The sequence below is a fragment of the Moraxella osloensis genome, from assembly GCF_001553955.1.
Taxonomy (GTDB): Bacteria; Pseudomonadota; Gammaproteobacteria; order Pseudomonadales; family Moraxellaceae; genus Faucicola; species Faucicola osloensis.
Genome location: NZ_CP014234.1, coordinates 1,297,154 through 1,313,212 on the forward strand (window position 1 = coordinate 1,297,154; position 16,059 = coordinate 1,313,212).

The following is a 16,059-nucleotide window of genomic DNA, read 5'->3' on the forward strand; positions in this document are numbered from 1 at the left end:
ACAATATTTTTTAGCTAAGTCAAAACTTGAATATAGCCATTATGTTTAACCAAAAATCTTTAACCAAAAATAACTTGGCATGGCTGGAAAGTTTAGGCAAGATAGTTAAAAAATATGCTTTACCACCGAACTTTATCACCAAAACGCCATTGGATAGACCGAGAGCGTTATCATTCGCAAGGAGTTTGCGTCATGCCAAATAACACGACTGACACTATCACGGTTACTAAAAACGACGTTACCGAAGATAAAGGGCGTTTTAGCACACCCAAAAATAAAAAAGGTTATCAATATGATTATTTGGTGTTTATCGGACGTTTTCAGCCGTTTCACTTAGGTCATAAATCGGTTGTCGATGAAGCATTAAAGCTTGCTGAAAATGTGATTATGCTCATTGGCTCTGCCAATTTGCCAAGTAGTATCCGCAATAGCTTTAGTGTCGAAGCACGTAGCCAAATGATTTTGGGCGCCTTTGACAACAAAGATGCCAAACGCATCCATTGTGTCGGTTTGGATGATGCCTTATACAATGACACCAAGTGGCTTCAATACGTGCAGCAGTGCGTGAAGTCAGTGACAGGCGATTTAAACGCCAATATTGGTCTGATTGGACATTCAAAAGACAGCTCATCATATTACTTGTCACTTTTTCCAAATTGGCAGTCGGTGGCAGTGCCCAATTTTCATGAGTTGTCTGCTACGCCAATCCGCGAGGGCTTTTTGCTGGGTGCCGATCCGTTAACCGATACGGTACCGCAATCGACAGCCGATGTCATGAAGGCATTTAAAAAAACCGAAGCATATAAACGCTTGCATGAAGAAGCGGGCTTCATTGATAAATACAAAAAACAATGGGAATCAAGCCCCTACCCACCCACCTTTATGACGGTTGATGCGGTGGTCATTCAATCAGGACACATCTTATTGGTTGAACGTCGTAGTATGCCAGGTCAAGGACTATGGGCATTGCCTGGTGGCTTTATTGACCCGAAAGAGACGCTATTTGACGCCTGTATTCGTGAGCTACGTGAAGAGACTCGGTTAAAAGTACCTGAAGCGGTTCTGCGCGGCTCGCGCCATAGTCAACATACCTTTGATGACCCATATCGCTCAGCTCGTGGGCGTACCATCACCCAAGCGTTTTACTTTATGCTCAAAAATGACCCCAAAGGCTTACCGTCGGTGAAAGGTGGTGATGATGCCAAAAAAGCGTTTTGGCTACCCTTGGCTGAATTAAAAGCCGATAAACTGTTTGAAGACCATTATGCCATTATTTGTAAAATGGTCGGTCTCTGATTTTTTCCCGCCAAACTGATAGACGGTTTGGTTTAACCTGCGCAAGCAATCACCAGAGGAGTTCTGTGATGTTTAGTCAAAATTTTGACAATTTTATTTTAAATACCGATAGCTATAAGACGTCGCATTGGCTGCAATATCCGCCAAATACCGAGTACGTATCTAGCTATATTGAAGCGCGTGGCGGCAATAGCAACTTTGAAAATGTGCTATTTTTTGGACTACAAGCTTTTTTAAAACAGTATCTTACCAAACCCATTACCGACGCTGATATAGAAGAAGCCAAAGTGCTACTTGCTGCTCATGGCGTACCGTTTAATGAAGCAGGCTGGCGACAATTAGTCGCCAAACATGGCGGTCTTTTACCACTTCGCATTCAAGCGATACCCGAAGGCATGGTGGTACCAACGGGTCAAGTATTGTGTCAGGTGGTGAATACCGACCCTGAGTTTTACTGGTTGACAAGCTATATCGAAACTGCGCTATTGCGCGCTATTTGGTATCCTAGCACTGTGGCAAGCCTTTCTTATTATTGTAAACAAATCATCAAAGCAGGCTTGGAAAAATCGGCGGATAACTTAAATAATCTACCGTTTAAATTGCATGATTTTGGCGCCCGTGGTGTGTCTAGCCTTGAATCAGCTGCGCTTGGCGCGCTTGCCCACTTGGTAAATTTTTCCGGTACGGATACCTTAAGCGCAATTGTGGCTGCCAATCGTTGGTATGGTATGCAAAATGACATGACGGCTTTTTCCATTCCCGCAGCAGAGCATAGCACCATGACCACTTGGGGTCGTGAGCATGAAGCAGATGCCTATGGCAATATGATTGCCAAATTTGGCGGTGAAGGTAAAACCTTTGCGGTGGTGAGTGATAGCTACGATTTATGGAATGCCATTGATAATATTTGGGGTGGTGAGCTAAAAGAAAAAGTGGCGCAAACAGGCGGCACGTTAGTGATTCGCCCTGATAGTGGCGATCCGATTAAAGTGGTGCGTGAAGCCTTGCAGCGCCTTGCAGCAAAATTTGGCACCACCACCAATTCAAAAGGCTATAAGCTACTGCCAAGCTATGTGCGACTCATCCAAGGGGATGGTATTAATCCCACTAGCATGGGTAAAATAATTGATGCGGTGATTAAAGCAGGCTTTAGTAGTGACAATATTACCTTTGGGATGGGTGGCGGGCTACTGCAACAAGTCAACCGCGATACCTTGAATTTTGCCATGAAGACCAGCAGCGCACGGGTGGACGGTTTTTGGCGAGACGTGTATAAAGACCCAATTACCAGTGTGAGTAAACGCAGCAAACGCGGGCGTTTAGCCTTGGTCAAACATCAGGGTAGTTATATGACGCTGCGTGAAGATGAGCTTGCCGAGCAAAATAATTTGTTGCAAGATGTATTTTTGAACGGTGATTTACTAGTTGATGATACGCTAACCGCGATTCGTCAACGCTCATCGGTAAAATCATAATTGAACTTGTCGCAATCTCAACAGCCGTCTTAATCAGACGGCTTTTTATCTTTAGCGCTAATTAACCCCTGCCATTGCCAAATATTTTTGGTGCAACTGTTCAAGTTTTAAATACAAATCGTCTAAGCTACCGTTGTTATCGACTATGTCATCGGCTTGTCTGAGCCTGTCATGACGCGACAGTTGATTTGCCATGATATTTTGAATACGTTCAGGCGTTTGACCATCACGCTGACTGGCGCGCTCAATCTGCAAGGATTCATGACTATCGACCACCAATACTCGCTCACACAGATTGGCCAGCCCTGCTTCGGAGGCTTCTAGCAGTAAGGGTGCTACCAAAATTACATAGGGCGACTGGGCAGCTCTTAGTAATTCTTTGGCACGGCTGCGAATGGCAGGATGGGTGATTTGTTCCAAATCCATTAACGCTTGCACACTACCAAATACATGCTCTCGCATAGCACGGCGATTAAGCTCACCTGCCTCATCAATCACCCAGTCACCAAATTTGGCGACAATTTTTTTTAGCGTTGGCGAACCTTTGGCAACGACTTCACGTGCCAATACATCGGCATCAATAATAACAATTCCATGCTCAGCAAACCAACGGCTCACTTGTGATTTGCCGCTACCGATGCCACCTGTAAGCCCAACTACCAACATCACAACCCCTCCTTGATTCACGGATAATTGACCCATAAATGACGTCATGACATTTTGCCTAGATACCACGACATTATTGATTGCCCATACAAAAGTGCGATCATGCCAGCAATGGCGATATAGGGTCCAAAAGCAAAAGGTTTACTCTCACCTGAGCGCTTCATCAATATTACACCCACAACCGAGCCGACAAATGCAGATAAAAGCACAATTAACGGTAGCATCAAAGGCCCTAGCCAAGCCCCCAAAGCCGCTAATAATTTAAAATCGCCATGCCCCATCCCGTGCTTGCCCGTAATCAGCAAAAACAGTTGGTAGACAATCCACAAGCATAAAAACCCAAACACATAGCCAAAAATAGCCGCTGTGGGACTGACAAACAAGCCAAAGGCATTGACAAATAAGCCTAATCCCGCTAACGGCAATGTAAATCGGTCAGGCAACAATTGGGTATCAAAATCAATGCCTGTCAAAGCCACTAATGTCCATGTGAGTACCAATCCTGCCAGCGCTTGCCAAGTAACACCAAATTTCATCACCACCAGCACAGACAAAATAGCGGTGATGATTTCTACAAGCGGATAACGATAACTAATGGCGTGATGACACTGACTACATTTTCCTTTTAGCAGTAGCCAGCTAATAACAGGCATATTTTCAAACCAACGTATTGAATGCCCACAATGCGGACAACGAGAAACAGGACGGCTTAAGGTAATGGATTCATGATGGTCAACAATGGTTTCTGGATGAAGCAATAGCTGGCATTCGTTCTTCCACTGCTGCTCCATCATCAAAGGCGTGCGATAAATCACCACATTGAGAAAACTGCCCACGCATAATCCCAATAAAGCTACGATAATCAACGTCAGCCATTGTGACTGTTGTAACAACAAAATAAAATCTGAAAAAATCCCCATCGTATTTAGCCCACCACCGAGCCCATTTGGAAAATTGGTAGATACATGGCAATCACCAGACCCCCTACCAGCACCCCCAAAATAGCCATAATCATCGGTTCCATCAGACTTGTTAACCCATCTACGGCGTTGTCCACTTCGTTTTCATAATAAGTCGCCACTTTATCAAGCATCTCCTCTAGACTACCTGACTCCTCACCAATACCGACCATTTGGATAACCATACTGGGGAAAAGATTGGTAGAACGCATCGAAAACTGCAGCTGTTGACCCGTCGCAACATCACCTTTAATTTTTTGCGTGGCATTATAAAATACCACATTGTTGGTTGCCCCAGCGGTTGAATCTAACGCATCAATCAGCGGCACACCTGCCGCAAAAGTGGTAGACAAGGTGCGGGAAAAACGGGCAACCACCGCTTGATAAGCAATATTGCCAAAGATTGGTAATTTTAAGGTAAGTCGGTCTAAAAAGTCATTAAAGGGCTTGCTACGTTTTTTAGCTTCAGAAAAGCCAACCACAGCGCCTGCAATGCTAAATAGCAATAACCACCACCATTTTTGCATCCACTCCGACATACTGACTACCATTCGGGTAAACGCGGGTAATTCTGCGCCAAATGAATTGAATAAATCAGCAAACACCGGTACCACTTTGACCAGCAAAATAATGGTAACGATAATCGCCACCACGATAACCGCAATCGGGTATTTCAAGGCTTTTTTAATTTTTGCTTTTAGTAGCTCGCTTTTTTCTTTGTACGTTGCGACACGCTCAAGCATAGTTTCAAGCGCACCTGATTGCTCACCTGCCTCTACTAATGAACAAAACAGGTCATCAAAATATCTGGGATGTTTGCGCAGCGCAGCAGCAAAGGTGCTCCCTGATTCCACTTCTGACTTGACACTAAGCACCAACTCTTTCATTGAGGGGTTATCGAGCGCATCTGCAACGATTTCAAACGACTGAGTAAGGGGGACGCCCGCTTTCATCATCGTAGCCAACTGCCGCACAAAGATAGCAATATCGATTGCCTTGATGCTTTTTTTCATTTGAAAAATAGGCTTGGGTTTTTTCTTAATCGTCTTGACTTGGATGCCTTGCTTGCGTAGTTGTGCTTTTGCCAGCTCAATATTGCGGCTGGTGGTTTCGCCTTTGACTTTTTCGCCACGGCGATTGACCCCATCATAGACAAAGTCTAATAACATTTCTGTTTGGACTTTTGCCATACCCTTAACCCCTTACTATCTCAACTAATCTTCAATAAAGACGGATGAAAAACGCACTATTCGCTAGTAACACGATACATCTCTTGGATACTGGTCGTGCCTTGTAGAACCTTTAAAATGCCAGAGCGCCTTAAATCCCTAAACCCTTGCTTTAAGGCAGCGTCTTTAATCTCAATAGCGTTGCCGTCTTCCATAATAATTCGGGCAATCTCTGGTGTTACTTTCATCACTTCATAAATACCAACACGTCCTTTATAGCCATCGCGGCATTCAGCGCAGCCAACAGGCTCATAAATGACATTGCTGGGATCTGCCAAATCTTCTTCCGTAAAGCCCATTTCAAGCAAGCTATTTTTTGGTACATCTGTCGGTTTCTTACAAGCTTTACACAGGCGACGGGCTAAGCGCTGTGCGATTACCAAATTGACCGAGGTGGCGATGTTAAAGGATGCCACCCCCATATTACGTAGACGCGTTAAGGTTTCTGGCGCTGAGTTGGTATGCAAGGTTGACAGTACCATATGCCCTGTTTGGGCAGCTTTGACAGCAATTTCCGCCGTTTCTAAGTCACGAATCTCACCGACCATCACAATATCAGGGTCTTGACGCAAGAATGATTTGAGCGCACTGGCAAATGTCAAGCCAACTTTATTATTCACGTTGACCTGATTGATGCCTTCAAGGTTAATTTCAACGGGATCTTCTGCGGTGGAAATATTGGTCTCAACTGTGTTTAAGATATTAAGCCCCGTATACAAGGATACGGTTTTACCCGAACCAGTAGGACCGGTAATCAATAACATCCCTTGCGGTTTTGCCAGCGCATCCATAAATAGCTGCTTTTGGTCAGGCTCATAGCCCAGTGCATCAATGCCTAGCATCGCTGATGAGGGGTCTAAAATACGCAGTACAATTTTTTCACCAAATAAGGTTGGCAATGAGTTGACACGAAAATCAATCGCCTTATCCTTGGAAATTTTTAACTTGATACGACCATCTTGCGGCACGCGGCGCTCAGAGATGTCCATTTGTGACATGACTTTGAGGCGGGCAGCAATTTTACCCGCTAGCTGCGTCGGTGGATTTGCCATTTTTTGTAACACCCCATCAATACGAAAACGCACGCGATAAGATTTTTCATAGGGTTCAAAGTGTAAGTCCGAGGCGCCCATGGTAATGGCTTTGATGAGCATCCCATTAACGAACTTGACGACAGGGGCTTCATCATTGATATCTAAATGACTGGTGGCACTACTGTCTTCATCGGCGCGGGTTTCATCAAACTCCACCGCATCCATATCATCAAAATCAGCTAAATTAGTGGTAGTAAAGATTTTTTCGATGAGTGCTTTGATTTTGTGGTGTTCGGCAACCACGGTTTCTACCGTAAACCTTGTACCAAACCGCAGCGCGTCTAAAGCATCTACCCGCGTTGGGTCACTCATGGCAACAAATAAGCGACTACCTCGTTGGAAAATCGGCAGAATATTAAATTCGCGAATAATTTTTTCATCAACCGCTTCTTTTGGAATATAGTTGACATTGATGGCATCCAAATCAATGAGTGGGTCGCCAAATTCTCGAGAAATCACCCACGCTACCGCGTCAGCTTGTGCAAGCTTATTATCAACCACATAGGCGATTAAATTTACTTTTTGCTGCTGCGATTCTGCCAATACTTTTTGCATTGCCGCTTCGCTAATTAGTCCTTCATGCACTAATCGCGAGGCAATGCCACCAAAACTAGGAAGGGGTGCCGCCATCGTTTTTCTCGTTTACTCAATATTGATTCAAATGGGCTAATGTTTGGCTAATATTTGTTAGTGTAAACTATTCATTTATATATTAACAAATCATTCTAGACAAATCCGTGAATTAAGCGATAAATAATTTTTTATCGTATTTTATCCCTATGCATTAACCTTCATAAAACTGTTTTATACTTTATTCCCTCTGCAAACATCTCACTTGCGTAACCCAATAATTTATTCGGCAAATCGCGGCAATTGCTTATATAATAGGTACCATTTTACGCCTGATATTTTAAATATTTCTATTTTCATATCTTGATATCTTTAAATGGTGATGCTTTACCTCATGATATGTTAAATAGCGTTACTTATACTTTAAGGTTATCTTGACATTTATACTTTGCAAATTCATAGATAACCACTTACCTCAATTGACAGGGACATTATGAAAGCATCTGATTATGTAGCAAATTGGCAGAATTCTTGGGTGATTGCTAATTGGAAAATGAATCCTAGCACACAGCTGACTGCCACAGCCCTCATGACCGATTTGCAGCAGCAGATACCGGCAGATGCACTGCAAAGCTGTAACGTGGTTGTCGCGCCGAGTTTTATGCATTTATCGACCACACAACAAGCCATCCAACATGGATCATTGAACATCGGACTAGCTGCGCAAAACTTATGTGCACAACACGCCGATAAAGGCGCGTTTACTGGGGAGGTTTCGGGTGCTCAGCTCAAAGACGCTCAGGTAAATTATGTCTTGGTCGGACATTCAGAACGCCGTCAATATTTTAATGAAGATGACACTTGTTTAATCCAAAAAATTCGCAATGCCTTTGCACACGATTTAACCGTTGTTTTTTGTATCGGTGAAACACAAGCCCAGTATGAGCAAAATCAGACCCAAGATGTGCTAGCAGCACAATTAATGGTAGTTAAACAACTAGCCGCCGAATTTGCTAACGCCCAATTTGAAGGCGCTCAAGTGGATAACGCTCAATTGGGTAACTTAGCATCACGATTGATTATTGCTTATGAACCCGTTTGGGCGATTGGTACAGGTAAAATCCCGACGATACAAGAAGTACAAAACATTCATGCCTTTATCAACACCACTTTAACGGACATCGATGCCTCTTTAGCGACCACACCGATATTGTATGGCGGCAGCGTGAAAGCGGATAATGCGGCAGAAATCGCCCAATGCCCAAATGTAAATGGGGTGTTAGTAGGCGGGGCATCACTAGACGCGACGAGCTTTACACAAATTATTCAAGCATTTGCCCAAATTTAAGGTAAAATATCCCCCATTTAAAAATTTTTACTTTTGCCACTGACAGCTTTGTTGTTGGCATCAGTGCTATCAAGTTTTGTAGAGATAAGTATGTATAATGCAATTTTAGTGTTTCATATCATTGTCGCCATTTCAATGATTGGTCTGATTTTGGTTCAACATGGCAAAGGTGCCGATGCGGGTGCTTCATTTGGTGCAGGGGGTTCGGCAACCGTATTTGGTGCGTCTGGCTCTGCCAATTTTTTGACGCGCTTGACGGCGGTTTTAACAGCAATCTTTTTTATCACCAGTATGACACTGGCAGTATTTGCCAAACAGCAATCGCTATCTAGTCGTACCCTTGATACCAGCCTAGCGACTAATACTGCGCCTGCAAGCCCTACACCAACGACGCCTACACCCGCCAAATAAGTCATTAAAAAAAATGTTGCGTTATTGGTAGTTTTGACCTAGAATACAGCGTCTATTTTAGAGTGTTGTTATTTAAAAAATAGCTTGGTTAAAGTAGTTTGGTTTTTTGCGATTGTGGTGGAATTGGTAGACACGCTACCTTGAGGTGGTAGTGCCGCAAGGTGTGAGGGTTCGAGTCCCTCCATTCGCACCAACTAAATTAATTTTAAATAACTGTTGACAAGGTTAATATCTCACTCTATAATACGCTCTCTAAATTGTTGCGGGGTGGAGCAGTCTGGTAGCTCGTCGGGCTCATAACCCGAAGGTCGTTGGTTCAAATCCAGCCCCCGCTACCACTTTTCTAGTAGCATTGCTTTGGTATCATTACTAGAAAAATCAATTTAGACACACTTTTATTGATTTAAAAGCCCACCAATTAGTTTGTGGGTTTTTTTGTATCTATTGGTTTCGAAAAAACTTAAGTTTTGCTAAATTAGCGGTTGCATTTTAGTAATTTGCCAATTTTTAAAATCAGCTTTTAAAATCAACAAAGATGTTAATAATCAACTCTAAAGGATATCATGAAACTATCAACGAAAGTTGCTGAACTGACCCAAATCATTGAGCCAGCAGTAACTGCCTGTGATGTGAGCTTGTGGGGTATTGAGTTTGTACCACAAGGTCGACGCTCTCTTCTTCGTATTTATATTGAAGCCCTACCTGAAGACCGTGCCGAAGGCAAACAAGTCACTATTGAAGACTGTGCTGCGGTCACCCACCAAGTCGGTGGTGTGTTGGACTTGCACGACCCGATTGCAGGCGAGTATCTACTTGAGGTGTCTTCACCCGGTTTGGACCGCGCGTTTTTTTCTGCTGAGCAGCTGCATGACTATGTGGGGCAAACCCTCAGCTTACGATTGATTCATGCGATTGGACAAGGTAGTGATAAGCGCCGTAAAGTAACAGGCGAATTGGTCAATATTGACGAGCACCAGTTGACAGTCAAAACCGAAAACGATCAAGGCAATGACCAACTTTTAGCCATCGAGCTTGATAATATTGATAAAGCCAATTTGGTCTACCAATTTTAGCTTTTAAATTTGGGGTTAATGCCTTTTTTACGCTATGTCTTCTAGCTAACTTTTTTCTAGCTAAAAGCAAGATTTTAAAGAATAAAGTCTAGAATGACTTAAATTATAGGTGATTACATGAATCGAGAAATTTTAACGGTCGTTGAAACCGTCAGTAATGAAAAAGGCTTAAATCCTGAAGATATTTTTGAAGCGATTGAGCAAGCATTGGTGGTATCGACCAAAAAGAAACTTTATAGTGAGCAACCTGAAGTTGCCATTCGCGTCCATATCAATCGCAAAACAGGTGACTATGACACTTACCGTTATTGGACAGTAGTGGCAGATGAAGATCATGAGATGCCTGCCTGTCAGCTAGCGATTAGCGATTTGGATGAAAACGAATGGAAAATCGGCGACATTAAAGAAGAACAAATCGAGTCCATTGAATTTGGTCGTATTGCTGCTACCCAAGCCAAACAAGTCATCATTCAAAAAATCCGTGAAGCTGAACGCTCACTGGTGGCAGATGCGTTTGAACATCGTATCGGCGAGATGATTACCGGTGAAGTCAAAAAACCGGCGCGCGATGGTTACATCATTGATTTGGGCGATAATGTCGAAGCCTATCTACCGCGCGATAAAATGTTGCCGCGTGAGCAGCTACGCATCAAAGGTCGTATCAATGCGATTTTAGAACAAGTCAATCGTGATAACCGTGGTGCCCAGCTGGTATTGTCCCGTACTTCACCACAAATGCTGACAGCACTGATGCAAAAAGAAGTACCAGAGATTGCTGAGCAAATCATTGAAATTCGTGATGTTGCGCGTCAACCTGGCTTACGTGCTAAGATTTCAGTCAAAACCAATGACCATCGTATCGACCCTGTCGGTGCTTGTATTGGTATGCGTGGCACCCGTATCCAAGCCGTGCAACAAGAGCTTGACGGCGAGCGTATTGACGTAGTGGTATGGTCGGATGATCCGGTGCAGTACATTATCAGCGCTTTGGAACCTGCGGATGTTGATCGTATTATTCTTGATGAAGATACCAAAACGGCGGATATCATCTTTGCCACTAACGATCAGTTGGCCCGTGCGATTGGCTCACAAGGTCAAAACGTGCGCCTTGCATCAGAATTAACAGGTTATCGTCTTAACATGATGCTCGAAGACGAGTACAATGCACAACAAGAATCAGAAACCAAAGTGTATCGCGACCTATTCTACACACGTCTTGAAGTCGATGAAGATTTGGCACAAGCCTTGGTGGATATTGGATTTACCTCACTTGAAGAAGTGGCGTATGTCCCTGCTGAGACTTTTTATGACATCGATGGGCTAGATGATGACGCCATCGACGCAATCCAAGAACGTGCCAAAGAAGCGGTGATTGCCGATGAATTGGTCAAACAACAAAATATTAAAGAGCCAAGCCAAGAGCTTCTAAACCTTGAAGGCATGACTCAAGCATGGGCCTACAAGCTTGCCGAACGTGATGTCATCACCGTCGACGACCTTGCCGAACAAGCCATCTTTGATATCCAAGATATCGAAGGTCTTGATGAAAAGACCGCAGGTGAGCTTATTATGAAAGCCCGTGAATCATGGTTTAATTAAAAAAGGTGTATGAATGGCAGATAAAACCGTAAAAGAACTTGCAGCAATGACCACAAAGACCGTTGAAGCAATTAATAATCAACTGGTCAAGGCAGGGCTGTCTGCGCGCGGTGACAATGACATCGTCACCGATAGCGAACAACAAAAACTGGTCAGCTTTTTACAACAAAGTCATGGTCAAAATGACAAACCTCGGATTAGCTTAAAAAGCAAAACTACTTCTACTGCGCGTGTGACAGGCACTTCTGGTAAAGCCAAAAGTGTCAATGTCGAAGTACGCAAAAAAATGGTATTTGATAAGCCAAATCCCAATAAAATTGCTGAAGAACTCGCGTCTCGTGAAGCAGCGAATAAAGACGCTGAAGAAAAAGCGCGTTTGGCAAAAGAAAAAGCAGCCCAAGAACAAGCTGAAAAAGACAAAGCCAAACAAGCCGCTGAAGCCCGTCAGCAAGCTACCCTTGCGGCAATGCGTGCTAACTTAGGTGGCGGTAGTCAAGCTGCCAAAGAGCACACAACCACCAGTGTGGTAGTGAAAAAAGGCAATAAAACCGCTGCAATCGAAGTCAAAAAAGCTGACAAAAAACCTACGCCAAAAAAAGAATCGGATAGTGAACGCAAAGCGCGTGAAGCAGAAGAAGAACGCTTACGTCAAATCGAATCCGAAAATCGCCGTAAAGCCGCTGAAGAAGCTCAGCAGCGTACCCTTGAGCAAATGCGTCAAATGGCAAGTAAATACAGCGAAACTGATACTGAAACTACGATGGTTGTCAAAAAAGATGAACCATTGGCAGAAGGTTTGGTGGGCGCAGCGCTTGAAGATTCATTTGAACAAGAACGCCGTGAAATCAAACGCGGAACCGCAAGCACTGCAAACAAAAACCGTCGTCGTCGCCGTGGTGATGAGGGTGAGCAAGAGATTAAAAACCGTGGTCGCGGCTTAAAATCATCGCAAGCCAATAAACACAAATTTGAAAAACCGGTTGAGAAAATCGTGCATAACGTTGAAATCGGTGAGACCATCGTGGTATCTGAACTTGCCCAAAAAATGGCAATCAAAGTACGCGAAGTCGTCAAAATGTTAATGAAAATGGGCGAGTTGGTCCGTGAAAACGAATCCATCGACCAAGAGACCGCTGCCCTACTTGTTGAAGAAATGGGTCATAACCCCGTGCTTGTGAGTTCAACGCAAGTTGAAGACTCACTACGTGAAGCGGTTGGCGAGAAAAGTAGCAACGTCCAAGCGCGTCCGCCTGTGGTTACCATCATGGGTCACGTTGACCATGGTAAAACGTCCCTGCTCGATAAGATCCGTTCAAGTAAAGTGGCATCAGGCGAGGCAGGTGGTATTACTCAGCATATCGGTGCTTATCATGTGCAGACTGACCAAGGCGTTATTACTTTCTTAGACACCCCAGGTCACGCCGCATTTACCGCGATGCGTTCTCGTGGTGCCAAAGCGACGGATATCGTGGTGTTAGTGGTCGCAGCCGATGACGGTATGATGCCGCAGACGGCTGAAGCGATTGACCATGCGCGTGCCGCAGGTACACCGATTATCGTGGCTATCAACAAGATGGATAAAGACAGCGCCGATCCAGACCGCGTGCTCAACGAACTGACCACCAAACAAGTCGTTCCTGAAGAATGGGGTGGTGACACACCGGTAGTCAAAGTCTCTGCGTTAACAGGTCAAGGTATCGATGAATTGCTTGAAGTGATTAACCTACAAGCAGAAGTGATGGAACTTGAAGTTGCTACTGACGGTGCAGCACAAGGTGTGGTGATTGAATCACGTCTTGAAAAAGGTCGCGGTGCCGTGGTCAGTTTGCTGGTTAAACAAGGTACTTTAAATCAAGGTGACTTGGTACTTGCTGGCGAATATTATGGTCGCGTCCGTGCTATGACCGACGAAAACGGTCAAAAAATCACCTCAGCGGGTCCTTCGATTCCTGTTGAAATCTTAGGTCTGCCTGATACGCCAGCGGCTGGTAGCGAGTTTATGGTGGTTTCAGATGAGAAACGTGCGCGCGAAGTTGCAGAATATCGCACGGTTCGTGAGCGTGAAAAAGTGCTTGAACGTCAAGCCAAATCACGCTTAGAAAACTTGTTTGACCAAATGAGCGATGCCAAACTACCTTCCGTTAATTTGATTCTTAAAACTGACGTTCGAGGTTCATTAGAAGCCTTGTTAACCGCGCTTGATGAATTATCTACCGATGAAGTTAAAGTCAAAGTCATCTCATCGGGTGTCGGTCCAATCACCGAATCGGATGTGGTACTCGCCGAATCAAGTGAAGCGGTGTTATTAGGCTTCAACGTTCGTGCTGATACCGCTGCCAAACGCAAAGCGGATGAAGCAGGCTTAGATATTCGCTACTATAGTGTTATCTATGGCTTAATTGATGATGTGAAAGCAGCAATGAGCGGTTTACTTGCGCCAGAACATCGTGAGCAAATCTTGGGTATCGCAGAAGTACGTGAAGTCTTCCATTCTAGTCGCTTTGGTTATGCAGCCGGTTGTATGGTGACAGAAGGTAATATTATCCGTAATAAGCCAATTCGGGTATTGCGTGATGATCAAGTTATTTTCACTGGTCAATTACAATCATTACGTCGCTTTAAAGAGGATGTTAATGAGGTGCGCGCTGGTATGGAATGTGGTCTAGCGGTAAAAGGTTATGAAGTCAAAGAAGGCGATAAGATTGAAGTCTTCGAAATTCATGAAGTCAAACGTACCTTATAAGTTAAGCTGACAACCTAATACTGCCAGCTTGCTATTAGCAACCTTCCAAGGGGTCTAATTAATCTAGGTTAATTAGACCTTTTTTTACTATAAAAAGGATTACCAATGAATCAACGTTTACAACGTCTTGCCGATCAAATTCAGCGCGACCTAGCGGTTTTGATTCGTGACGAGATTAACGACCCACGCTTGACCGGGTTTGTGACCATTTCTAGTATCAAAATTAGCCCAGATTTGGGTTATGCTGATATTTATGTCACCATCATGGAAAAGTCGATGGATGATGCCATGGCAAAAGATTATCATACCGAAAGCTTAGAAGTGCTGAACAAAGCATCAGGTTTTTTGCGTACTGAGCTCAGTCATTTGCTAAAAACTCGCACTACGCCCCGTCTACGCTTTCACTATGATGAAGTGACAGCTAACGCTAACTATATGATGAACCTCATTTCTAAAGCCGTACAAAGTAGCGAAGGTCAGCCATCAGACGACTGATTCGTTGTAGGCCATGACGAGCCTAGACGAGCCTAGACGAGCCTATTCGTCACTTTGAGCCATTAACAGGGATGTTGAATGCAGTTACTTTGGGGTATCATTAAGTTTATCGTCATTATTCTCTCAAGCCTGTGGGTCGGGGTGTTTGTATGGACGCATCAGCCCTTAGGCAGATATGTCAGTCTGGCCCTGATTAGCGTATGGGTATTTTTTACCCTTACTGTTTTGCTCAGTATCATCAAACCCACCCTATTTTCATCCCTGCTTTCTCATCAGTCTTTATTATTGATTTTTTTTGCGGTGGTGGCGATTGCCATTGCATGCTTTTTTTCGATGTCAGCTAGCAATGAGCGTGATTGGAACCCCGAAGTTGCCCAAATGTTAGACTATCGGCTTGACCGTGATGGCAACACACTCACCATTAGCAATGTTAGAAATTTTGATTGGCAAGATAAAACCCATTTTCAGCCGCGCTGGGAAACTAGGCAATACGACTTGGCGAAACTGCAAACTGTCGATTTTATCGCCTCCTATTGGATGGGCGATGCCATTGCCCATACGCTAGTGAGTTTTGGGTTTAGTGATGGCAAGCAGCTTGCGTTATCCATCGAGATTCGCAAAGAAGTCAATGAACAGTTTAGTACGCTGGGTGGATTTTTTCGCAAGTTTGAATTGGTGATTATCGCTGCCGATGAAAAAGATATTATTTATACCCGTAGTAATATCCGTCATGAAGATGTTTATATTTATCCCATCAACATGCCAAAAGACCATATTCGAGCGCTGCTGCTTGCGTATCTAGCGAAAGCCAAGTCCTTAAAAACGCAGCCAACATGGTATAATTCATTGGTAAATAACTGTACCACGGCAATTTATGAGCTGATTGACGATATCGAACCTTTGCCATTTGATTATCGTATCTTGTTATCAGGCTATATTCCCAGTTATCTGTATGACCAGCAATTGATTGATAACCGCTATAGCTTGCAACAGTGGCAACAACGGGCACACATTAACCCTAAATCAAAGCCGTATTCTGTCAACCACCCTATTAGCGCAGCAGATTACTCGCGGCTGATTCGAACCGACTTTTAGTGAATT

General features: G+C 44.0%; 13 protein-coding genes and 2 tRNA genes. 11 read left to right on the forward strand and 4 right to left on the reverse strand.

Annotated features, from left to right (window positions below; genetic code table 11):
- The first annotated feature begins 192 nt into the window (after positions 1–192).
- A complete protein-coding gene (locus AXE82_RS05660; RefSeq protein WP_082741424.1) occupies positions 193–1,296 on the forward strand; it encodes a bifunctional nicotinamide-nucleotide adenylyltransferase/Nudix hydroxylase in 1,104 nt (367 codons plus the stop codon).
- Positions 1,297–1,364: 68 nt separating this feature from the next.
- Positions 1,365–2,771: a nicotinate phosphoribosyltransferase gene (locus tag AXE82_RS05665; protein WP_062332386.1), complete on the forward strand. Its 1,407-nt coding sequence runs from the start codon at positions 1,365–1,367 to the stop codon at positions 2,769–2,771.
- Positions 2,772–2,828: 57 nt separating this feature from the next.
- On the opposite strand, the gene coaE is transcribed toward AXE82_RS05665, so the two are convergent.
- Genes coaE through pilB form a run of 4 tightly spaced genes read right to left on the reverse strand, consistent with a single transcriptional unit; the run spans position 2,829 to position 7,349 of the window.
- Positions 2,829–3,485: a dephospho-CoA kinase gene (gene coaE, locus AXE82_RS05670; RefSeq protein ID WP_227713376.1), complete on the reverse strand. Its 657-nt coding sequence runs from the start codon at positions 3,483–3,485 to the stop codon at positions 2,829–2,831.
- Entirely contained in the window at positions 3,482–4,357 is an 876-nt protein-coding gene (locus AXE82_RS05675) for a prepilin peptidase (RefSeq protein ID WP_062332387.1), read from the reverse strand. Before AXE82_RS05675 ends, coaE begins: the two co-directional genes overlap by 4 nt.
- Positions 4,358–4,362: 5 nt before the next feature.
- Complete coding sequence (locus AXE82_RS05680) at positions 4,363–5,586, reverse strand: type II secretion system F family protein (RefSeq protein WP_062332389.1); 1,224 nt, start codon at positions 5,584–5,586, stop codon at positions 4,363–4,365.
- A gap of 56 nt (positions 5,587–5,642) precedes the next feature.
- Entirely contained in the window at positions 5,643–7,349 is a 1,707-nt protein-coding gene (pilB, locus tag AXE82_RS05685) for a type IV-A pilus assembly ATPase PilB (protein ID WP_062332391.1), read from the reverse strand.
- A gap of 433 nt (positions 7,350–7,782) precedes the next feature.
- Between pilB and tpiA the strand changes: the two genes are divergently transcribed.
- The 9 genes from tpiA (at position 7,783) to AXE82_RS05730 (ending at position 16,053) form a co-directional block, all read left to right on the forward strand.
- Positions 7,783–8,637 carry a triose-phosphate isomerase gene (gene tpiA / locus AXE82_RS05690; protein ID WP_062332394.1) on the forward strand — a complete coding sequence of 285 codons (855 nt, stop codon included), beginning with the start codon at positions 7,783–7,785 and terminating at the stop codon, positions 8,635–8,637.
- Positions 8,638–8,727: 90 nt separating this feature from the next.
- Positions 8,728–9,048: a preprotein translocase subunit SecG gene (gene secG / locus AXE82_RS05695; RefSeq protein ID WP_062332397.1), complete on the forward strand. Its 321-nt coding sequence runs from the start codon at positions 8,728–8,730 to the stop codon at positions 9,046–9,048.
- Positions 9,049–9,156: 108 nt separating this feature from the next.
- A tRNA-Leu gene (locus AXE82_RS05700) sits at positions 9,157–9,241 on the forward strand.
- A 68-nt stretch (positions 9,242–9,309) separates the two neighbouring features.
- Positions 9,310–9,386: transfer RNA gene (locus tag AXE82_RS05705), tRNA-Met, on the forward strand.
- 225 nt (positions 9,387–9,611) lie between these two features.
- On the forward strand, positions 9,612–10,121 hold the full coding sequence (gene rimP / locus AXE82_RS05710; RefSeq protein WP_062332400.1) for a ribosome maturation factor RimP: 510 nt from the start codon (positions 9,612–9,614) through the stop codon (positions 10,119–10,121).
- Between the two features lie 117 nt (positions 10,122–10,238).
- Positions 10,239–11,720, forward strand: coding sequence for a transcription termination factor NusA (gene nusA / locus AXE82_RS05715; RefSeq protein WP_062332403.1), 1,482 nt, complete (start codon positions 10,239–10,241; stop codon positions 11,718–11,720).
- Positions 11,721–11,733: 13 nt separating this feature from the next.
- The gene (infB, locus tag AXE82_RS05720; protein WP_062332406.1) at positions 11,734–14,463 is read left to right on the forward strand and encodes a translation initiation factor IF-2; all 2,730 of its coding nucleotides are present in this window, start codon (positions 11,734–11,736) and stop codon (positions 14,461–14,463) included.
- A gap of 105 nt (positions 14,464–14,568) precedes the next feature.
- Positions 14,569–14,958 carry a ribosome-binding factor A gene (locus AXE82_RS05725; protein WP_062332410.1) on the forward strand — a complete coding sequence of 130 codons (390 nt, stop codon included), beginning with the start codon at positions 14,569–14,571 and terminating at the stop codon, positions 14,956–14,958.
- A gap of 78 nt (positions 14,959–15,036) precedes the next feature.
- Entirely contained in the window at positions 15,037–16,053 is a 1,017-nt protein-coding gene (locus AXE82_RS05730) for an Lnb N-terminal periplasmic domain-containing protein (protein ID WP_062332413.1), read from the forward strand.
- Positions 16,054–16,059: the final 6 nt, after the last annotated feature.